This is a genomic window from Luteimonas aquatica (genome assembly GCF_022662575.1).
Taxonomy (GTDB): domain Bacteria; phylum Pseudomonadota; class Gammaproteobacteria; order Xanthomonadales; family Xanthomonadaceae; genus Luteimonas; species Luteimonas aquatica.
Genome location: NZ_JALBFU010000001.1, coordinates 312,288 through 331,876, shown reverse-complemented (window position 1 = coordinate 331,876; position 19,589 = coordinate 312,288). Strand labels below are relative to the sequence as shown.

Here is a 19,589-nt window from a genome sequence, read left to right as displayed (position 1 = left end):
CCACCTTCACAACAGGCCCTTGGTGGTGGGCAGTTCGCTGCCCTCGCGCCGCACCGCCTGCCGCAGCGCCCGCGCGAAGGCCTTGAAACAGGCTTCCACCTGATGGTGGTCGTTGTCGCCGCGCACCTGCAGGTTGAGGTTGAGGCCGGCGGCGTCGCACACGGAGCGGAAGAAGTGCGGCACCAGCTCGGTCGGCAGGTCGCCCACGCGCTCGCGCCGGAACGCGCCCTCGAAGACGAAGTACGGCCGGCCGCCGAAGTCCAGCGCCGCGCTGGCCAGCGTCTCGTCCATCGGCAGGGTGAAGCCGTAGCGGCCGATGCCGCGCTTCTCGCCCAGCGCCTCGCGCAGCGCCTGGCCCAGCGCCAGGCCGGTGTCCTCGACCGTGTGGTGCTCGTCGATGTGCAGGTCGCCGTCGGCACGCACCGTCAGCGCGATGCCGCCGTGCTTGCCGATCTGTTCGAGCATGTGGTCGAAGAACGGCAGGCCGGTGCGCACCTCCGGCTCGGCGCTGCGGTCCAGGTCGAGGTCGATGCGGATCTGCGTCTCGCGGGTATCGCGGCGCACCGAGGCGCGCCGCGGCGCATCGACCAGCTCGTGCGCGATCGCCGCCCAGTCCCACTCGCCGCCGAACTGCGCGGTGCGCAGCTGGAAGGCGCGGATGCCGAGGTTGTCGGCGAAGCGCACGTCGCTCTCGCGGTCGCCGATCACGGCAGAACGCGCCCAGTCGATGCTGCGGTCGCGCAGGTACGGCAGCGCCAGTCCGATGCCGGGCTTGCGCGTGGGCGACCGGTCGGCGGGCAGGCTGCGGTCGATCAGCACCTCCTCGAAGACCACGCCCTGGCTCTCGAAAACCTGCAGCATCAGGCCGTGCGGGCCGTCGAAGGCGGCCTGCGGAAACAGCTCGGTGCCCAGGCCGTCCTGGTTGGTCACCATCACGAAGCGATAGCCGGCATCGCGCAGGCGCAGCAGCGCCGGCACCGCGCCGCGCACCAGGCGCAGCTTCTCGAAGGCGTCGATCTGGAAATCGGCGGGCTCCTCGATCAGGGTGCCGTCGCGGTCGATGAAGAGGATGGGCCTCATGCGCGCGCCCTCGCCTGCGCCACGGGCATCGCGGCCAAGGCGGCCAGCACGCGGTCGTTCTGCTCGCGCGTGCCGACCGTGATGCGCAGGGCATCGCCCAGCTGCGGCGCCGCACGCTGGTCGCGCACCACCACGCCGGCCTCCAGCAGCGCCGCGAACGCGGATTCGGCGTCGGCGAAGCGCGCCAGCAGGAAATTGCCTTGCGAGGGGTACACGCGCGTGACCGCGGGCAGGCCCGCCAGCGCCGCGCGCAGGCGTTGCCGCTCGGCGCGAACGGCCGCCACGCGGCGCGCGGCGTCGGCCAGCGCCGCCGGCGCCAGCCCGGCCAGGGCCAGGTCCGCGCACGGCGCGGGCACCGGATACGGCGCCTGGCAGGCGCGCAGCACCGCGATCAACGCCGGATCGGCGATCGCGCAGCCCACGCGCGCGGCGGCCAGCGCATGCGCCTTCGACAGGGTCCGCAGCACTACGAGGTTGTCGCAGCGCGCCTGCAGCGCCAGCGCGGACGGCGTTTCGCAGAATTCGCCGTAGGCCTCGTCCACCACCAGCAGCGCGCGGCCGGACAGCCGCCGCGCCAGCGCTTCGATGTCCGCGTGCGCCAGCGCCTCGCCGGTGGGATTGCCCGGCGAGCACAGGAACACCAGCTTGACCGACTGCGCCAGCGCGGTCGCCGCGATGGCGGCGAAATCCGGCGCGAAGGTCGTGGCGCCCGCGCCGGCGTCCTCGCGCGAAGGCACTTCCAGCAGCGGCACTTCCAGCAGCCGCGCGCCCTGCAGCCGCGCGCTCACCGCGTACATGCCGAACACCGGCGGGGCCACCAGCACCGCGTCGCGCCCGGGTTCGCACAGCGCGCGCACCAGCAGGTCGATCGCCTCGTCGCTGCCGCGGCCGATCAGCAGCCGCTCCGGCGCGCAGCCGTACAGGGCCGCCAGCGCCGCGCGCAACGCCGCCGGCTGCGGCTCCGGATAGCGCCGGCATCCGCCGTCCGCATCCGCCGGATTGCCCCAGGCCGATTCGTTGGCGTTCAACCAGACCTCGCCGCGCAGCGCCTCGCTGCGCGCGGATCTGTAGCCGCCGAAGCCGCGCAGGTCGGCGCGCACGAGTTCGAGCAGCGCGCTCATCGTGCCGCCTCCGCCGCCCGCAACCGCAGTGCGACGGCGTTGGCGTGCGCGTCCAGGCCCTCGGCCTCGGCCAGCGTCACCGCGTCCGGGCCGATGGCCGCAAGACCGGCGGGCGTGGCCGACTGCACGCTCACCGCGTTCTGGAAACTGGCCACGCTCACGCCGCTGTAGGCGCGCGCCGCGCCGTTGGTCGGCAGGACGTGGTTGGTCCCGCTGCAGTAGTCGCCCAGCGCCTCAGGCGTCCAGTCGCCGAGGAAGACGGAACCTGCGGCCTGCACCCGGTCCAGCCAGGCGCGCGGCGCGCGCAGCGCCAGGATCAGGTGCTCGGGCGCGTAGTCGTTGCTGATCGCGAACGCCTCCTCCAGCGTCCGCGTCAGCACCAGCCGCGAGCGCGACAGCGCGGCACGGGCGATGCCGGCGCGCGGCAGGCGCGCCAGCTGCGTCTCCAGGGCCGTCTCCACCCGCGCCAGCAGGCCGGCATCGTCGGAGAGCAGCAATACCTGCGAATCGGCGCCGTGCTCGGCCTGCGACAGCAGGTCGGCGGCGACGAAGTCCGCGTCGGCGCCGGCATCGGCGATCACCAGCACCTCGGACGGACCGGCCGGCATGTCGATCGCCGCCGCGCCGGCCTGCGCCACCTGCTGCTTGGCCTCGGTGACGTAGGCGTTGCCGGGCCCGAACAGCTTGTCGCAGCGCGGCACCGATTCGCTGCCGAAGGCCATCGCCGCGATGGCCTGCGCGCCGCCGAGCTTGAACACCCGCGAGACGCCGGTGAGCCTGGCGGCCGCCAGTACCGCCGGATCGGCGCCGCCGTCGCGGCGCGGCGGCGTGCACAGCACCACCTCGGCGCAGCCGGCCAGCCGCGCCGGCACGCCCAGCATCAGCGCCGTCGACGGCAGCGGCGCGCTGCCGGCCGGCACGTACAGCCCGACGCGGCCGATGGGGCGGACGATCCTTTCGCAGACCACGCCGGGCGCGGTCTCCACGGCGTAGGGCCGGGTCATGCCGGCGCGATGAAACGCCTCGATGCGCTCGGCGGCCGCGCGCATGGCCGCGCGCAACCGCGCCGGCACGACGGCCTCGGCGGCGGCGAATTCCTCCTCGCCCACCTCGAAGTCCTGCAGCATGACGCCGTCGAAGCGCAGCCCCAGCTCGCGCAAGGCGGCATCGCCGCCCTCGCGCACCCGTGCCAGGATGCCGGCCACGGCGTCGGCCCGCTGCCGCGAGGTCGCCTGCGTGGCGCGCTGCAGGACGCGCTCGCGCGCGGCCGCGTCCAGGCTCGCCCAATCGACGCGCTGCGCGATCGGGGCTTGGCTTGGTGCGACCGCGCTCACGCGATCCTCCATCGTTCGGCGTTGCGCGTAGGCAGAACGGTTCTCATGCCAGCGTCCTCTCCACCGGCAGCACCATCAGTCCGCGCGCGCCGGCGTGCCGCAGGTCTTCCAGGCGCTGCCAGGTCATCGCGCCATGGCACAGGGCCTGCAGCGCCAGCGTGTCGGCGCCGTCCACCTGATACATCGTCATCGGCGTCTCGGCGTCGGGCAGCAATTTGAGCAGGTCCGGCACGGCGCGGCGCTCGGCCTGGAACAGCAGCAGGCGGCTGTCCTTGAGCTTGAGCACGCCGTCCAGCCGGCGCAGCAGCAGTTGCGCCAGTTCCGCGCGCGCGTCGGCGAAGGGCGCCTTCGGCCCCGCCAGCACCGCTTCGCTGCGCAGCAGCGTGGTCACCGGCTTGAGCTGGTTGGCGACCAGCGTGGCGCCGCTGGAGACCAGGTCGCAGACCAGGTCGGCCTGGCCGAGCCGCGGCGCGATCTCCACCGAGCCGGACAGCGTCACCACGGTGGCCTGGACGCCCTGCTCGCGCAGCCAGCCCTGCAGCAGGTAGGGATAGCTGGTGGCGATGCGGCGGTCCTGCAGCTGCGACGGCCCTTCCCAGCTCCAGCCGTCGGGCACGGCGATCTCGAGCCGGCAGCCGCCGAAGCCGAGGGCGCGCAGTTCATGGGCCACCTGCGGCAATCCGCGCTCGGCGCGCTCGCCCGCCTGCTCGGCGAGCACGTTGCGGCCGACGATGCCGTAGTCGCAGACGCCGTCGGCCAGCAGTCCGGGAATGTCGTCGTCGCGCACCAGCAGCAGGTCCACCGGCAGCGATTCGCCGTAGCAGAACAGCTTGTCGCGGCTCTCGCGCCACGACAGCCCGCACGAGGCCAGCAGCGCGCGCGCCGGCTCGCTCAGGCGCCCCGACTTCTGGATGGCGATGCGCAGGCGATCGCGCGCGATCGCGGCAAGGGGAGGACTCATGCGGGCATGCTCATGCGGGCGGTCTCGAGCCGGAATTTCAGTGCGCGGCTTTCGGGCGCGCGGCCGTCGACTGGCGCGCGGCGATGGCGTAGCCGCCGGCGCCCCGCTCCAGCGTGCGCGCGACGCGGCCGATGGTGGTCACGCTGACCTGGGTGCGCTCGTGGATTTCCCGGTACGGGACCCCTTCCAGCAGCAGCGGCACCACGCGCCAGCGGTCGGCCATGGCCTCGATCTCGGCCGGCGTGCACAGGTCTTCGAGGAAGGCCGCCACGTCCTGCGCCCGGCTCAGGCCGGCGAGCGCCCGCGCCAGCGCCTTGAAGGAGGCGTCCGCGTCGCGTTCCGGCAGGGGTTCGAGTCGTTGTTTCATTGGGTTAATGTATTAGCGCGTTAATACATTAAAGCAACCGGGGAGCGCGCCGTCAACCCGCCTTCCGGGCCGGACCCGCATGGTCGATTCAGGAAATGCGCCGCCGGCTCAGCCGCGGCGCTTGCCCAGGTGCTCGTAGCCCAGCCAGACCAGCACCACGCCGCTGAACGCGCAGATCATCTCGATCAGCACGCGGGCGCCCAGGCGGTCCGGATCGTGGATGTTGGCCAGCGCCTGCTGCGCATAGGCCGGGGAGCCCGGATTGACGAAGAACAGCGACACCAGGTGGCGCAGGTCGATGCCGGCGGCGACGATCACCGCCGCGAAGCCCGCCCAGCCGATGACGTGGCCGCTGTCCAGGCCCATCAGCCGGCACAGCGGGCGCCAGATCAGGCAGAACACCGCGCCGATCGCGAAGGCGATGCCGCCGGCCTCGAGCACGCCGAGCCAGCCGTAGTGAAGCGTCAGGTTCATCGCCGCCCTCCTCCGTCCGCCCCGCTCACGAGTGCAACGCCGCCAGCACGGCGTCGTCGGCCACCAGCCGCACGGCGGCGGCGACGTCGCCGTCGAGCGCGCGGTCCTGGCCGAGGAAGGCGATCTTCTCGCGGATCGCCGCGTGCGCGGTGGCGACCGCGCCGCCGGGATGGAAGGCCTCGGCGGCGGCCAGCTCGGCGCGCAAGGCCTCCACCTCCTCCAGGAACACCGCGTAGTCGGGATGGTCGGGCGCCGGACCGCCCTGCACCTTCGCCGCCAGGGTGCGGGCGTCGGCGCGCCGCGCCAGATCGCGCGCGGCGTTGATCATGTCGCGGCGCAGGTCCAGCGCCTGCGCCGCGGTCTGCAGCTCCAGCGCCAGCACCTTGCCCAGGTCGTCGGCCATCGCCAGCACGTGGCGCGCCTCGTTGGCGCCCATCGAAACGTGGTCCTCGGCATTGGCCGAGGTCGGGATCGAATAGACGCTGGCCGGATGCGCGCGGCTGGCCAGGTCGTTGACGATCGCCGCCGCCGTGTACTGCACGATCATGAAACCGGACTCGGTGCCGTCCTCGTTGCCGATCAGGAACGCCGGCAGACCGTCGTTGGTGGCCGGGTCGACCAGCTTGTTGAGGCGGCGCTCGCTGATCGAGGCCAGCACCGGGATCGCCGCCTTCACGTAGCTCATCGCCAGCGCCAGCGGCATGCCGTGGAAATGGCCGGCCGAGATCACCTGCTGCTCGACGTGCTCGGCCTGCCGGTCCGGGAACACCAGCGGGTTGTCGGTGACCGCGTTGAGCTCGATGTCGAGCACGCGTTTGGCCTGCTCCACCGCGTCGCGCACCGCGCCGTGCACCTGCGGTACGCAGCGCAGCGAATAGCTGTCCTGCGGCTGGTGCTTCTTGCCGCCGCGGAAGGGCTTGAAGCGCCGGTAGAACTTCTCGCGGCCATGGCGCTGGCCCAGCGGCACCCAGTCCCAGCCGATGTCGAAGCTCAGCTGCCGCGCCTGGTCGGTATCCCAGCTGCCCGGCAGCCATTGCCGGAAGCGCGGCACCAGGTGGTAGGGAATGTCGGCCAGCGTGGAGCCGGCCAGCAGCGCGCGCAGTTGCGCGGCCACATGCACCTGCCCCGGGTGCGGACGCAGGGCGTGCACCTCCTCGGCGAAGGCGCCCAGGCGTCCGGCGAAGGCGTCCACGGTCATCGCCGCGGCGAGGTCGGCGGTGTCGAGCAGATCCTGCATCCGCTGCACGGCCAGCACGCCGCAGGCCAGCATCTGCGCGGTGCCGTTGTTGAGCGCCAGGCCTTCCTTGTAGGACAGCGCCACCGGTTCCAGGCCGGCGCGGCGCAGCGCCTCCGCGCCGGGCACGCGCTCGCCGCCATGGAAGGCCTCGCCGCCGCCCAGCAGCACGATGGCCAGGTGCGACAGCGGCGCGAGGTCGCCGCTGGCGCCCACCGAGCCCAGCGCCGGCACCACCGGCACGATGCCGGCGTTGAGCATCGCCGCCAGCGCCTGCAGCGTCTGCACGCGGATGCCCGAATGCCCGTGCAGCAGCGTGTTGATGCGGATGCAGAGCATCGCGCGCACCACCTCGGCCGACAGCGGCTCGCCCACGCACACGGCGTGGGTGACGATCAGCTTCTGCTGCAGTTCGGCGTGCAGCGAACGCCCGGAAGGCGCCGCGCCCGGCAGCTCGTCGCGCAGCGGATGCGCGCCGAGCAGCTTGTCGGCATTGCTGCCGAAGCCGGTGGACACCCCGTAGATGGGCTCCTCGCGGCGCACCTGCTCGGCCAGGAAGTCGGCGGCGCGCGCCACCGCCGCCAGCGCGCCCTCGTCCAGGGCCACCTGCGCGCCGTGCGCGACCGCGCACAGCTTGGCGCGGGTCAGCGAACGGCCGTCGAGCTGGATCGCCTTCATCGCGCATCTCCCGCGGCCGGCCGCGCCAGGCGGCGGTTCGCCGCGAACACAAAGTCCATATCAGTTCTCACGATTTCCTCGTACGAATGCGATTGCCGGTCGGGCACGGTGAACATGCTCGTCATGGCACGCTCGCCATGCAATGCCCGTCATGGTACGTCCGTCATAGCTTGAGTTTGGCCTGCTCCAGCTCGGTGCGCAGCGCCGAGGGCAGCTCCGCCTCGGCGACCTCGAACTGCTCGCCGCGGCGCAGGTCGCGCACCGCCACCACGCCCTTGGCCGCCTCGTCCTCGCCGCGGATCGCCACGAAGCGGATCCCGGCGCGGTCGGCGTACTGCAGCTGCTTGGCCAGCTTGCGCGGCTCCTGCTGGGTCTCGACGTTGAGCCCGGCCGCGCGCAGGCGCTGCGACAGCGCCAGGGCGTGGTCGAGTTCGGCGTCGTCGAGCAGCGACACCAGCACGTCCACCGAGCTGTCGGCGGTCGCCACCAGGCCGGCCTCGCGCAACTGCCAGAACAGCCGCGTCAGGCCGATGGAGATGCCCACGCCCGGCAGCCTGGACTTGCTGTAGTGGCTGGCCAGGTTGTCGTAGCGCCCGCCCGAGCAGATCGACCCGATCTGCGGATGGGCGTCGAGCTGGGTCTCGTAGACCATGCCGGTGTAGTAGTCCAGGCCGCGCGCGATCGACAGGTTGATCGCGTAGTCGCTCTCGGGCACGCCCATCGCGCGCAGGCGCTGCAGCAGCGCGCGCAGTTCCTCGCGCCCTTCCTCGAACAGGGGCGTGCCGGCGCCGAGCGCGTCGAGCTTGGCCAGGGCGTCGTCGTGGCCCTGCGAGCGCACCCGCGAGAAGGCCATCAGGCGGTCGATGGCGTCGGCGCCCAGGCCGAAGCCCTCGCCGGCCAGCGTCGCCTTGACCGCGTCCTCGCCGCGCTTGTCGAGCTTGTCGATCTCGCGCAGCACCGCCACCTGCCGGTCGTCGGCGATGCCCTGCCCCTCGAAGAAGCCGCGCAGCAGCTTGCGGTGGTTGAGCTGGATGGTGAACGCGCCGATGTTCAGCGCCGAGAACGCGGCATGGATCACCGCCGGGATCTCGGCGTCGTAGCGCGGCGACAGCGTGTCCTTGCCGATCACGTCGATGTCGCACTGGTAGAACTCGCGGAAGCGGCCGCGCTGGGCGCGCTCGCCGCGATAGACGCGCTGCATCTGGTAGCGGCGGAACGGGAACGCCAGGTCATGCTCGTGCTCGGCGACGTAGCGCGCCAGCGGCACGGTCAGGTCGAAGCGCAGGGCCAGCTCGGGCAGTGCGTCGCCGGTCTTCTCCAGCGCGCCGGTGGACTGCACGAAGTACACCTGGCGCTCGGTCTCGCCGCCGGACTTGGTCAGCAGGACGTCGGACAGTTCGAACACCGGCGTCTCCACCGGCAGGAAGCCGAAACGCTCGAAGGTGGCGCGGATGGTATCGAGCATGCGCTGGAACGCGATCTGGTCGCGTGGCAACAGCTCCAGGACGCCGGGGGGCGTGCGCGGCTTGATCAAGGGGAGGACTCCGGCGCAGAGCACCTGCGCGTTTGCGGTCCACAGTTTAGGGCAACGCCGGCAAGGGCTGAACGTTCCGGCCCGCGCAGCGCGCGGCGGCGCGCGCGCAGGCGACCAGCCGGCCGCCGCGAAGCGCAACCCGCCCCACGCACCGCCGCGCCTCGGGTACCCGGGCATCCGCCCGGACCGGCCTCCGGCGCGAGACTCTTGCTCCGCACCACCCTGCATCTCTACAATGCGCGGCTCACCCAAGTCGGGGTGTAGCTCAGTCTGGTAGAGCGCTACGTTCGGGACGTAGAGGTCGCAGGTTCGAATCCTGTCTCCCCGACCATTCCTTCGCCGTATTCCGGGCCTCCCTGCCCTCGGCGACCGCGGACGCCCAGCGTGCGTCGCGATGCAGTCCTTTTCACTGCGTAGTTCCCAAGTGTGTGGTTCGCCAGCATGTCATCGGTACGCCGTCCCACCGCGCGCATTGTTCATGTTTGTGAAGATTCGGACCACCCCAATTCATGCTTCGTTGCTGGGATTTGTCATAATCTGACAAGTTGTGTGACTAACATCACATTTTAATCCGCCGCAACCGCACGGGGCTTCCATGCCGACTCCCTCATCGATGCGCCGCTTGACGCTGGCGCTCGCGCTCGCGACTGCCGCCACCTCTTCCTGGGCGCAAGCCGGCGCCTCCGCCCCGGCCACGCTGGAAAGCTCCCTCGGCGAGATCCGGCAGTTGCGCGACCAGCAGCAGTGGCAGGCCGCCCTGGCGCGGATCGAGCAGGCCGCCGCCCGCTACCCCGACAGCGATGCGCTGTATGCGCTGCGCGTGCACACCCTGAGCGAGATCGGCGCGCGCGAGCGTGCCTGGCAGCTCTACCGCGCCAGGCCGCAGCTGTTCAGCGCCGAGGAAGCCCAGCGCATCGAGCTGGACCGGATCGCGCGCCTGATCTCGGCCGGCGACGACTTCGTCGCCGACGAAGCCCGCCGCCTGGACGGAGCCCGCGCCGCCGAGGCCGCCATCGACGACTATCTGCGCCGCGCCGGCCTGGACGCCTCGCGCGCGCCGCTGCGGCTGCGCTACGACCGCCTCGAACTGCTCAACCAGCTCGAGCGCCATCGCGAGGTGGTCCAGGAATACGAAAAGCTGCGCGCGGAGGGCCACGAGGTCCCCGCCTATGCCCTGATCCCGGTCGGCGCCTCGCTGATGGACCAGAAGCGCCCCAAGGAAGCCGCGCCGGTCCTGGAGAAGGCGATCGCCGCGATCCCGGACGGCGATCCGAAGAAAGTCGAATTCCAGGCCATGCACGCCTACGCGCTGATGGAATCCGAGCGCTACGACCTCGCCCAGCCCGAACTCGACGCGCTGGTCGCGGCCAACCCCGAATGGCGCGTCGCGCCCGACGCCAAGGAAGCCTTCCCGAATTGGGACCGGTACCACGCCGAGATCAACCAGACGATGGTGCGCTCCTACGGCGGCGATCTCGCCGGCGCGCAGAAGACCCTGGAGACCATGAGCGTCTACGGGCCGGACGATTCCGGCGTGCAGTCCTCGCTCGGTTCGGTCTACGACCGCCGCGGCTGGCACGAGCGCGCCCTGCAGCGCCACCGCATGGCCGCCACGCTCGACCCGCAAAGCGTCGACGCCCGCAGCGGGCAGATCGAATCGCTGCTGGAACTGCAGCGCAGCGACCAGGCGCGCCCGATCTACGACGAGCTGCAGCGGGTCTACCCAGACACGCTCAACTCGCGCACCCTGCGCGACCGCTGGCAGCGCTACATGGGCTGGCAGTGGCGCGCCTTCGCCGGCTGGGGGCGCAGCGACGCCAACGGCAACCGCAGCGTGTCGCCGGTCGGCTCGCGCGACGGCGTCTACGGCATCGAGGCGGAAACGCCGCTGTGGGACGACCGCTGGCGCCTGACCGCCGGCTATGCCGACCGCTACGCCGACTTCAACGACCGCCGCATCCACGACCGCCGCGGCGCGGTGGGCGTGCGCTACGCCTACGACCGCCTCGACGTGCACCTGCAGGCCAACCGTTCCTTCGACGACCTGGACAACACCGGCGCCAGCCTCGACATCGGCTGGCGCTTCAGCGACGTGCTCGACGCCGGCCTGGCGCTGCGCAAGTACGATCCCGAGGCCTCGCTGCAGGCCCGCGCCTTCGGCATCACCGCCGATTCGGCGGCCGTCAGCCTCGACTGGCATCCCAGCGAGCTGACCACCGTGGGTGCCACCGCCCAGGCCTACCGCTTCGAGGACGGCAACCGCCGCCAGTCGCTGGGCGTGGACCTGGACCAGCGCCTGCTCACGCGTCCGCACTTCCTGCTCAACGGCCTGGCCTCGATCTACACCAGCCGCGGCACGCGCGACGATGCGCCCTACTTCAATCCTTCTCGGGACGCCTCGATGGAACTGGGCGTGCGCGCCGACCAGCTGGTCTGGCGCGAGTACGAGCGCCATTTCCGCCACCGCCTGACGGCGACCGTCGGCCCCTATTGGCAGGAGGGCTACGGCACCGCCTGGGTGCCCTCGCTGCGCTACGAGCACGAGTGGCAATTCGCGGCCGGCAAGGCGCTGGTCTATGGCATCAACTGGTCGCGTCCGGTCTACGACGGACGGCGCGAGCGTCACCTTGGCTTCGACGCCGAATTCCGCTGGGGAAAATAACCACATGGCTGCCCATCGATTCCTGAGCCCGCTCGGCCTGCTGTTGCTGCTGCTCGCCCTGCTTCCCGTCGGCGGCGTCGCGGCGGCCGAACCGGCGCCGCAATCCGCCGACCAGCCGCTGCTGGTGCTGAACTACCACGACATCCGCGACGACGTCGCCCCGCACGGCGACGCCGACCAGTTCGCGACCAGCACGCAGAACTTCATCGCCCACCTCGACTGGCTGGCGGCGCAGGGCTATCACCCGGTCAGCCTGCAGCAGGTCATCGACGCCTCCGCCGGCCGCGCCAAGCTGCCGAGCAAGCCGGTGCTGCTCACCTTCGACGATGGCCTGCGCAGCGTGTACACCAAGGTGTTCCCGCTGCTGCGCGCCTACAAGTACCCCGCCCTGGTCGCGGTGATCACCGCCTGGGTCGACCTGCCCCAGGGCCAGACCGTGCAGTTCAGCCGGCCGATGGGACGCGAGGATTTCGTTACCTGGGAGCAGCTGCGGGAGATGCAGGATTCCGGCCTGGTCGAGATCGCCTCGCACACCGACGACATGCACCATGGCCTGCTCGCCAATCCGCAGGGCAACCAGCGGCCGGCGGCGGTCTCGCTGCGCTACGACGCGGCCACCGGCCGCTACGAGGACGAGGCCGCCTACGCCGCACGCGTGCGCGCCGACCTGGCCGGCAGCCGCGACAAGATCGCCAAGCACCTCGGCCGCGCGCCGCGCTCGGTGGTGTGGCCCTACGGCGCCGAGAACGGCATCGCCAACGGCATCGCCACGGACCTGGGCATGGGCGTGACCTTCGACCTGGAAGGCCGCACCACCCTGCTCGACCACGGCCTGGAAGGGCTGGCGCGCCTGCTGATCACCAACAATCCGCCCGCCTCCGACCTCGCCGTCGACCTGCGCCGCGACATGCGCCTGGACGGCATCCGCGCCGTGCAGGTCGACCTGGACAACGTCTACGATGCCGATCCGCAGCAGCAGTCGCGCAACATCGACGCGCTGATCGAGCGGGTCAAGCAGATCGGGCCCAACTACGTGTTCCTGCAGGCCTTCGCCGACCCCGACGGCAACGGCTCGGCCGATGCGCTGTACTTCCCCAACAGCCACCTGCCGATGCGCGCGGACCTGTTCAACTTTGTCGCCTGGCAGCTGCAGACGCGCGCCGGCGCCCAGGTCTACGCCTGGCTGCCGGTGCTCGGCTTCGAGCCCCGGGACGCCGGCAAGCGCCGCGAGCTCGGCATCGCCAATGCCGATCCCAAGGACGTCTATCGCCTGGACTTCACCAAGCCCGAGGCGCGGGCGATGATCGAGGGCATCTACGGCGAACTGGCGGCGAGCAGCAATTTCCAGGGCCTGCTGTTCCACGACGACGCCTTCCTGCGCGACAACGAGCTGCCCGCCCTGGGCGGCGACCCCGGCAAGCGGACGCAGGCGCTGATCGATTTCACCCTCGACCTGAAGCGCGCCTCCGAGCACTGGCGGTCGAAGCTGAAGACCGTGCGCAACCTGTACGCGCGCACGCTCGTCGACCCGGTCAGCGAGGCCTGGTTCGCGCAGCGCCTGGACGCGTTCAACCGCCACTACGACTACACCGCGCTGATGGCCATGCCCTGGCTGGAAGGCAGCGGGCACAAGCCGTGGACCTGGCTGCGCAACCTGGCCAAAGCCGTCGGCGAGCACGACCCGAAGTTCGACAAGACCATCTTCGAGCTGCAGACGCTGGACTGGAGCTCGCGCAAGCCGATCGCCGACAAGACGCTGATCGAGCAGTCGCGCATGCTGCGGGCGATGGGCGTGCGCCACCTGGCCTGGTACCCGGACGACTTCATCGCCAACAGGCCGCGCCTGGAAGCCGCGCGCGAGGTCATCTCCTCGCGCGGATTCCCCTACCCCCTGAGGAAATAGGCGACAAGCCAAGGTGGCCCCCGTGATCGCAATCCTGTTCCAGTTCGCGTTCCTGTATCCGATCCTGATGTCCTTCTTCTGGATCTCGGGCGGCCTGTACTACTACTTCCGCCGCGAACGGAAAGAGCGCCCGCGCATCGATCCGCCGCCGCTGCAGTCCACGCCGCTGGTCTCGGTGCTGATCCCGTGCTTCAACGAGGGCGAGCAGGTCCGCGAGACGATCAGCGCCGCGCTGGCGCAGCGCTATCCCGATTTCGAAGTCATCGCCATCAACGACGGCAGCAAGGACGACACCGCCGAGCAGCTCAACCAGCTCGCCGCCCAGCACGAGCGGCTGCGCGTGGTGCACCTGGACCGCAACCTCGGCAAGGCCAACGCCATGCGCATGGGCACGCTGGCCGCGCGCTCGGAATACCTGGTCTGCATCGACGGCGACGCCCTGCTCGACGAATACGCCGTGCACTGGATGGTCTGGCACCTGATGTCGGGCCCGCGCGTGGGCGCGGTGACCGGCAACCCGCGCATCCGCAACCGCTCCACCCTGCTCGGCCGCCTGCAGGTGGGCGAGTTCTCCTCGATCATCGGCATGATCAAGCGCGCCCAGCGCGTGTACGGGCGGCTGTTCACCGTCTCGGGCGTGATCAGCGCATTCCGCCGCACGGCGCTGCACCGCATCGGCTACTGGTCCGACGACATGATCACCGAGGACATCGACATCAGCTGGCGCCTGCAGATGGACCATTGGGACATCCGCTACGAGCCGCGCGCGCTGTGCTTCATCCTGATGCCCGAGACGCTCAAGGGCCTGTGGAAGCAGCGCCTGCGCTGGGCCCAGGGCGGGGTCGAGGTGATGCTGCGCCATACCCGCGACATGCTCAGCTGGCGCAAGCGGCGCATGTGGCTGGTGCTGTTCGAATACCTGCTCAGCGTGATCTGGGCCTATACGATGATCTTCATCATGGCGCTGTGGGCGATCGGCCTGTTCGTCGAGATGCCGGTGCAGCTGCAGGTGCGCAGCATCCTGCCGTCCTGGCACGGCGTGATCCTGGCCATGGTCTGCCTGACCCAGTTCGCCGCCAGCCTGATCATCGACCGGCGCTACGAGGCGCGCGTGGGCCGCAACTACTACTGGATGATCTGGTATCCGATCGCCTACTGGCTGGTCAGCCTGCTGACCACAGTCACGGCGGTGCCCAAGACGCTGCTCAAGCGCCGCCGCAAGCGCGCGACTTGGGTCAGCCCGGACCGGGGGCTGCGATGAGCGCGCAAAAAGGCAAATTCGATCCCCGCATCATCAGCAAGCCGGGGGCGCAGCCGACGCTGCACCGCTCGTTCTTCGGCGTCGTCACCGCGGCGTTCTGGGCGCTGTACCTGTACCTGTGGCTGCCGCTGCTCACCCTGATCCTGTGGCTGCTCGGCGTCCGCACCACGATCTTCGAGCTGTACCTGCGCGAGCACCAGGTCGATCCGTTCCTGGTCCTCGCCCTGCCGGCGATGGCCGCGATCGCGGCGGCAGTGCTGATCCTGTGGGCCGAGTACAACCGCTGGCGCTTCAAGGGCAAGGAGCGCAGGAGCGCGCAGGCCAATATCGGCCTCGACCGCGTGGCCGCCGCCCTGCACGCCACGCCGGAGATCGCCACCGCGCTCAACGCCGGGCGCATCTCGGTGCTGCACATGGACCAGGAGCGGGCCTATCCGCTGTCGGTGACCGCGATCGCGCCGACCGCGCCGGTGACGCCGGCCCTGCCGCCGACCCCGCCCGCCGAATCCCGCACCTTGGTGCCCGCGCCCAAGCCCGGCCATTGGCTGGTGCTGGTGGGCCTGCTGCTCATCGCCGCCGCGATCGCCGCGCTGGTGCTGATCTCGCACACCTATACCGATCCCGGCCTGCGGCGTCCGGTCCCCATGGGCACCAGCGCGTTCGACGAAGCCACCCGGCAGCTGAGGACGGCGATGATCGAGCCGCCGCCCGCGCTGCCGGTACCCGCCCCGTCGGCGGTCCAGCCGCAGGCGCCGGCCAAGGCCCCGGCCACCGCGCAGAAGCAGGCCGCCGCGAAGAAGGAGGCGCGCAAGCCGCGCAAGGAAAAATCCGCGCGCGCGACCAACGCCACGGCCACGCCGATCCCGGGCCAGAGCCCGAAGCCCGAATACCCCCGCGCCTCGCTGCGCGGCGGAGAAGGCGGTCTGGTGGTACTGCGGGTGACGGTCGCGGCCAACGGCAGCCCCACGCGCATCGATTTCGCGCGCCGCAGCCGCATCGGCGCGCTCGACCGCGCCGCGCGCGATGCGGTGATGCGCTGGCGCTTCAACCCGGCCATGCGCGAGGGCAAGCCGGTGGCCTCCACCGTGCTGGTGCCGGTGGAGTTCAAGCCAGAACGCTGAGCGCGGATGGTCGGCCGGCCCGCAACACTCCGTTGCGGGCGTCCTGACATGGCTGTCACCGGCCGCGGTTAAACTGTGCGGGCTTCCGGGCGCATGCCCGATTCTCTCGCCGGCGGACGCCACCGCCCCGCCGACGCTTCGCAACCGCCATCCGCCGTCGTGGCGCCGTCCTCCGGCACCATGGCGGAAATGCATTCGAATTTCCGCCCATGAGCCGATCCACGCCGCTTCGCAGTCCCGCCACGACCCCACAGGTGAAGGGCGCGCTGCTGGTGCTGGTCGGCATCGCGCTGTCGGCCTTCAATCTGCGCACGGCCGTCACCTCGCTCACGCCGCTGCTCGATGCGCTGGGACGGACCTTCGGTTTCGGCGCCACCGTGGCCGGCGTCTTCGGCATGCTGCCCACCGCCGCGTTCGCCCTGTTCGGCGTCACCACGCCGGCGATCGCCCATCGCCTCGGCCTGGAGCGCACCGCGCTGCTGTCGATGCTGCTGGCCGCCGCCGGCCTGATCGCGCGCTCGCTGGCCGACGGCGTGGGCATGCTGATGCTCGGCTCGATCGTGGCCCTGGCCGGCATGGGCATCGGCAACGTGGTACTGCCGCCGCTGGTCAAGCGCTACTTCGCCGACCGCGTCGGCACCATCAGCACGATCTACCTCACCGTGCTCCAGGCCGGCACCATCCTGCCGGCGCTGCTGGCGGTGCCGCTGGCCGATTCGGTGGGCTGGCGCTGGTCGATGGGCGCCTGGTCGCTGACCGCGCTGGCCGCGGCCGTGCCCTGGATCGGCGTGCTGCTCGCCGAGCGGCGCAAGAGTTCGGCGCTGGCGCGCATCCACGACGCGGCCTGCAAGGGCGGCGACGAGGCGCCCGAGCTGGCGGCGCCGCCGGCGCGCGGCCAGGTCTGGCGCTCGCCGATCGCCTGGGGCATGGCGCTGATGTTCGGCACCACCTCGCTGATCACCTACTCGATGTTCACCTGGCTGCCCAAGCTGCTGACCGAGGCAGGCGCGACGCCGGCGTTCGGCGGCACCATGGTCGCGCTGTTCTCGGCCTTCGGCCTGATCGCCGCGCTGGCGATGCCGGCGCTGGCGGTACGCGTGGCCAACCCCTTCCCGCTGATCCTGGGATGCGCGGCCTGCCACCTGACCGCCTTCGCCGGCCTGCTGTTCGCGCCGATGCTGATGCCGGCCGTGTGGGTGGCCCTGCTCGGACTGGGGCCGGCGACCTTCCCGCTGTCGCTGACCCTGATCAACCTGCGCACGCGCACGCCGGCCGGCTCCTCCGCACTGTCGGGCTTCATGCAGGGCCTGGGCTATGCCTTGAGCTGCCTCGGGCCGCTGCTGTTCGGGGTGCTGCACGAGGCCACGCACGGCTGGCGCTGGCCGTTCGCGATGCTGCTGGTCGCGGTCGGCGTGCTGCTGGTCGGCGGCTGGATGGCCAGCCGGCCGAGAATGCTGGAAGACACCTGGGTGAGCCCCCGCGCTTAGCCGATGCCCTATCGGCATCGGCTGCGGTGGCGAACGCCCGGCCAGGGATGGCCGGGCCGGGCGTTCCGTAGCCAAGGATGGTGCGCCATGGATGGCTGATGTGCCCGTGCCGCATCATGTAGTACGCCACTCGCCAGTTGGGCACCGCGAACAACAGCTGCAGAACGATCATGGCCAGCACAATCGCGCTCCACCTGCGTGGCGGCAATGCATCGGTGAGCAGCGACGTCGATGGGGATTCAGGGGCCTGGCAGGGGTTTTTCCTCCGTCATTGCACACTCTCATTCGCATCCATGTCCGCGAAACCGCTTACTGCACCACCGGCAGGCTGATGAAGCTCGCGCGCTCCGGCGTATGCCACACGCGCTGCGTCGCCTTGCGATAGTCCTCCGGCTTGGCGAAGAAGATGTTGGGCACGAAGGTCTGCGGATTGCGGTCGTAGAGCGGGAACAGGCTCGACTGCACCTGTACCATCACGCGGTGGCCGGGCAGGAACACGTGGTTGGCGGTCGGCAGGCCGAAACGGTAGGGCAGCGGCTGGTCGGCGGCGAGCGCCTTCGGCGTCTCGAAGCTCTCGCGGTAGCGGCCGCGGAAGATCGCCAGCGAGACCGCCAGTTCGTAGCCGCCCATCGCCGGGCTCGAGGCCACCTGGTCCGGGTACACGTCGATCAGCTTCACCACCCAGTCGCTGTCGGTGCCGCTGGTGGAGGCCTGCAGGTGCACCTCGGGCGCGCCGGCGATGCGCAGCGGCTCGGTCAGCGGCTCGGTGACGAAGGTCAGCACGTCGGTACGGCCGTCGACGAAACGCTGGTCCTGCACCAGCCAGGTGGTCCACATCTCGCGATCGGCGAAGCGCACCGGGCGCGGCGCGAACGGCACCGGCTTGGCGGGATCGGACACGTATTCCTCGTAGTCGCCCTGCCCCGCGGCCGGCGCCTGGAAGCCCAGCTTGCCGCCGGCCAGCAGGTACAGCGGCTTCGGCGTTCCGGCGCAGGCCTTCTGCTGCCCGGAGGCCTCGCAGCTGCGCGGCCAGGCGTCGTAGCGGTCCCAATGGTTCTCGCCGGTGTTGTAGATGAACACCGGCGGCGTCTGCGCCTTGGGCGCGCCCTCCACCAGGTACTGGTCGAAGAAGGGCTTGAGCACGTCGCGGCGGAACTGCAGCGCGGTGTCGCCGTCCCATTTCATCGCGCCCAGCGTGGTGCCGTCGTAGTTGACCTGGCTGTGCCGCCAGGGGCCCATCACCAGGTAGTTGAGGTCGTTGGCGCCGTCGCGCGGCTCCATCGCGGCATAGCTGTGGATCGCGCCCCACATGTCTTCCTGGTCCCACAGTCCCTGCAGCCACATCGTCGGCACCTTGAGCGGCGTGCGCGCCATGACCTTGTCCAGCGCCTGCTCCTGCCAGAAGCCGTCGTAGCTGGCGTGCTCGGTCATCTTGCGCCAGAACGGCAGCGCGTCGATGCCGTTGGCGCGCGCGAAATCGCCGGCGGAACCCGCGCGCAGCAGGTTGCTGTAGTCGTCGTAGCCCTGACTCACCGGCATCCCGCCCTTGCCGCGCGCGGTGGTCTGCATGGTGAAGTAGCCGAAGTTCACCTGGCGGAAGGCGCCGTAGTTGAACCAGTCGTCGCCCATCCAGCCGTCGACCATCGGGCTTTCCGGCGCCGCCACCTTCAGCGCGGGATGCGGGTCGGTGAGCGCCATCACCACGGTGAAGCCCTCGTACGAGGATCCGATCATGCCGACGCGCCCGTTGGATTCGGCGACGTGCTTGACCAGCCAGTCGATGGTGTCCCAGGCGTCGGTGGCATGGTCCACCTTGGTGCCGTTGAGCGGCCCGCGCAGCGGACGCGTCACCACGTAGTCGCCTTCCGAGCCGTACTTGCCGCGGATGTCCTGGAACACGCGGATGTAGCCGCCCTGCACGAACACCTCGTCGCCCTGCGGCAGGACGTCGAGCATGCGCGCGGACTCCATCCGGCCGGCGCGCCCGCTGGCGTCGTAGGGCGTGCGGGTGAGCAGGATGGGCGCGTTGAGCGCGCCCTTGGGCACCACGATCACGGTATGCAGCTTCACGCCGTCGCGCATCGGGATCATCACCTCGCGCTTGTCGTAGTCGTAGCCGTTCTTCGGCGCGACGAACTTCTTGCCGGTGATGTCCGGCGTCATCGGCGGGGTCTGCGACCAGGCCGCGCCCGGCGCCAGGGCGAACAGCGCGACGGCCAGCCAGCGGATCGATGCGTTGCGCATGAGGATGCCTCCCAAGGGGAAGCGGCGACTGTATGCCCGGCCTTCGCACCGGCCTAGTGACGAATGGCATAGGCCGGCGGCGGATGCGGAAGAGCCCGAGGCGCAGCGCAAACTCAGGAGCCGCGGCA

General features: G+C 70.9%; 15 protein-coding genes and 1 tRNA gene. 6 read left to right on the top strand and 10 right to left on the bottom strand.

The features are described 5' to 3' along the window. Positions 1-6: 6 nt before the first annotated feature. The 9 genes from hisB to hisS form a co-directional block, all read right to left on the bottom strand. Positions 7-1,080, bottom strand: a complete 1,074-nt coding sequence (gene hisB, locus MD221_RS01565; protein WP_242107307.1) for a bifunctional histidinol-phosphatase/imidazoleglycerol-phosphate dehydratase HisB — start codon at positions 1,078-1,080, stop codon at positions 7-9. Continuing rightward, entirely contained in the window at positions 1,077-2,201 is a 1,125-nt protein-coding gene (gene hisC, locus MD221_RS01560; RefSeq protein WP_242107304.1) for a histidinol-phosphate transaminase, read from the bottom strand. The genes hisB and hisC overlap by 4 nt, the downstream gene beginning before the upstream one ends. Further along, positions 2,198-3,505 carry a histidinol dehydrogenase gene (gene hisD / locus MD221_RS01555; RefSeq protein ID WP_425602210.1) on the bottom strand — a complete coding sequence of 436 codons (1,308 nt, stop codon included), beginning with the start codon at positions 3,503-3,505 and terminating at the stop codon, positions 2,198-2,200. Before hisD ends, hisC begins: the two co-directional genes overlap by 4 nt. A gap of 73 nt (positions 3,506-3,578) precedes the next feature. Then, positions 3,579-4,496, bottom strand: a complete 918-nt coding sequence (gene hisG, locus MD221_RS01550; protein WP_242107300.1) for an ATP phosphoribosyltransferase — start codon at positions 4,494-4,496, stop codon at positions 3,579-3,581. 37 nt (positions 4,497-4,533) lie between these two features. Beyond that, a complete protein-coding gene (locus MD221_RS01545) occupies positions 4,534-4,863 on the bottom strand; it encodes a YerC/YecD family TrpR-related protein (protein WP_242107298.1) in 330 nt (109 codons plus the stop codon). 108 nt (positions 4,864-4,971) lie between these two features. Further along, on the bottom strand, positions 4,972-5,337 hold the full coding sequence (locus tag MD221_RS01540) for a hypothetical protein (protein ID WP_242107297.1): 366 nt from the start codon (positions 5,335-5,337) through the stop codon (positions 4,972-4,974). 25 nt (positions 5,338-5,362) lie between these two features. Beyond that, positions 5,363-7,249 carry an HAL/PAL/TAL family ammonia-lyase gene (locus tag MD221_RS01535; RefSeq protein WP_242107295.1) on the bottom strand — a complete coding sequence of 629 codons (1,887 nt, stop codon included), beginning with the start codon at positions 7,247-7,249 and terminating at the stop codon, positions 5,363-5,365. Continuing rightward, positions 7,246-7,374, bottom strand: coding sequence for a hypothetical protein (locus tag MD221_RS17485; RefSeq protein WP_277928867.1), 129 nt, complete (start codon positions 7,372-7,374; stop codon positions 7,246-7,248). The genes MD221_RS01535 and MD221_RS17485 overlap by 4 nt, the downstream gene beginning before the upstream one ends. 38 nt (positions 7,375-7,412) lie before the next feature. After that, a complete protein-coding gene (gene hisS, locus MD221_RS01530) occupies positions 7,413-8,783 on the bottom strand; it encodes a histidine--tRNA ligase (protein WP_242107293.1) in 1,371 nt (456 codons plus the stop codon). Positions 8,784-9,037: 254 nt separating this feature from the next. On the opposite strand from hisS, the gene MD221_RS01525 reads away from it, so the two are divergent. The 6 genes from MD221_RS01525 to MD221_RS01500 all read left to right on the top strand — a co-directional run bounded on the left by MD221_RS01525 (position 9,038) and on the right by MD221_RS01500 (position 17,217). Continuing rightward, positions 9,038-9,114: transfer RNA gene (locus tag MD221_RS01525), tRNA-Pro, on the top strand. 264 nt (positions 9,115-9,378) lie between these two features. Next, positions 9,379-11,445, top strand: a complete 2,067-nt coding sequence (gene pgaA / locus MD221_RS01520; RefSeq protein ID WP_242107291.1) for a poly-beta-1,6 N-acetyl-D-glucosamine export porin PgaA — start codon at positions 9,379-9,381, stop codon at positions 11,443-11,445. Between the two features lie 4 nt (positions 11,446-11,449). Further along, on the top strand, positions 11,450-13,348 hold the full coding sequence (gene pgaB, locus MD221_RS01515) for a poly-beta-1,6-N-acetyl-D-glucosamine N-deacetylase PgaB (RefSeq protein ID WP_242107289.1): 1,899 nt from the start codon (positions 11,450-11,452) through the stop codon (positions 13,346-13,348). 13 nt (positions 13,349-13,361) lie between these two features. Then, positions 13,362-14,609: a poly-beta-1,6-N-acetyl-D-glucosamine synthase gene (pgaC, locus tag MD221_RS01510; protein WP_277928866.1), complete on the top strand. Its 1,248-nt coding sequence runs from the start codon at positions 13,362-13,364 to the stop codon at positions 14,607-14,609. After that, entirely contained in the window at positions 14,606-15,730 is a 1,125-nt protein-coding gene (gene pgaD, locus MD221_RS01505) for a poly-beta-1,6-N-acetyl-D-glucosamine biosynthesis protein PgaD (RefSeq protein ID WP_242107287.1), read from the top strand. Before pgaC ends, pgaD begins: the two co-directional genes overlap by 4 nt. A gap of 209 nt (positions 15,731-15,939) precedes the next feature. Next, complete coding sequence (locus MD221_RS01500; RefSeq protein WP_242107285.1) at positions 15,940-17,217, top strand: CynX/NimT family MFS transporter; 1,278 nt, start codon at positions 15,940-15,942, stop codon at positions 17,215-17,217. A gap of 309 nt (positions 17,218-17,526) precedes the next feature. On the opposite strand, the gene MD221_RS01495 is transcribed toward MD221_RS01500, so the two are convergent. After that, the gene (locus MD221_RS01495) at positions 17,527-19,461 is read right to left on the bottom strand and encodes a CocE/NonD family hydrolase (protein ID WP_242107283.1); all 1,935 of its coding nucleotides are present in this window, start codon (positions 19,459-19,461) and stop codon (positions 17,527-17,529) included. Between the last annotated feature and the right edge of the window lie 128 nt (positions 19,462-19,589).

What these genes read in the sequence shown, in the direction of transcription:
- MD221_RS01500 (WP_242107285.1), top strand. Translation starts at nt 15,940, where the DNA reads ATGAGCCGATCCACGCCGCTTCGCAGTCCCGCCACGACCCCACAGGTG.
- MD221_RS01495 (WP_242107283.1), bottom strand. Translation starts at nt 19,461, where the DNA reads ATGCGCAACGCATCGATCCGCTGGCTGGCCGTCGCGCTGTTCGCCCTG.
- hisC (WP_242107304.1), bottom strand. Translation starts at nt 2,201, where the DNA reads ATGAGCGCGCTGCTCGAACTCGTGCGCGCCGACCTGCGCGGCTTCGGC.
- MD221_RS01545 (WP_242107298.1), bottom strand. Translation starts at nt 4,863, where the DNA reads ATGAAACAACGACTCGAACCCCTGCCGGAACGCGACGCGGACGCCTCC.
- pgaA (WP_242107291.1), top strand. Translation starts at nt 9,379, where the DNA reads ATGCCGACTCCCTCATCGATGCGCCGCTTGACGCTGGCGCTCGCGCTC.
- MD221_RS17485 (WP_277928867.1), bottom strand. Translation starts at nt 7,374, where the DNA reads ATGACGAGCATGTTCACCGTGCCCGACCGGCAATCGCATTCGTACGAG.
- MD221_RS01540 (WP_242107297.1), bottom strand. Translation starts at nt 5,337, where the DNA reads ATGAACCTGACGCTTCACTACGGCTGGCTCGGCGTGCTCGAGGCCGGC.
- hisB (WP_242107307.1), bottom strand. Translation starts at nt 1,080, where the DNA reads ATGAGGCCCATCCTCTTCATCGACCGCGACGGCACCCTGATCGAGGAG.
- pgaB (WP_242107289.1), top strand. Translation starts at nt 11,450, where the DNA reads ATGGCTGCCCATCGATTCCTGAGCCCGCTCGGCCTGCTGTTGCTGCTG.
- pgaD (WP_242107287.1), top strand. Translation starts at nt 14,606, where the DNA reads ATGAGCGCGCAAAAAGGCAAATTCGATCCCCGCATCATCAGCAAGCCG.
- hisG (WP_242107300.1), bottom strand. Translation starts at nt 4,496, where the DNA reads ATGAGTCCTCCCCTTGCCGCGATCGCGCGCGATCGCCTGCGCATCGCC.
- MD221_RS01535 (WP_242107295.1), bottom strand. Translation starts at nt 7,249, where the DNA reads ATGAAGGCGATCCAGCTCGACGGCCGTTCGCTGACCCGCGCCAAGCTG.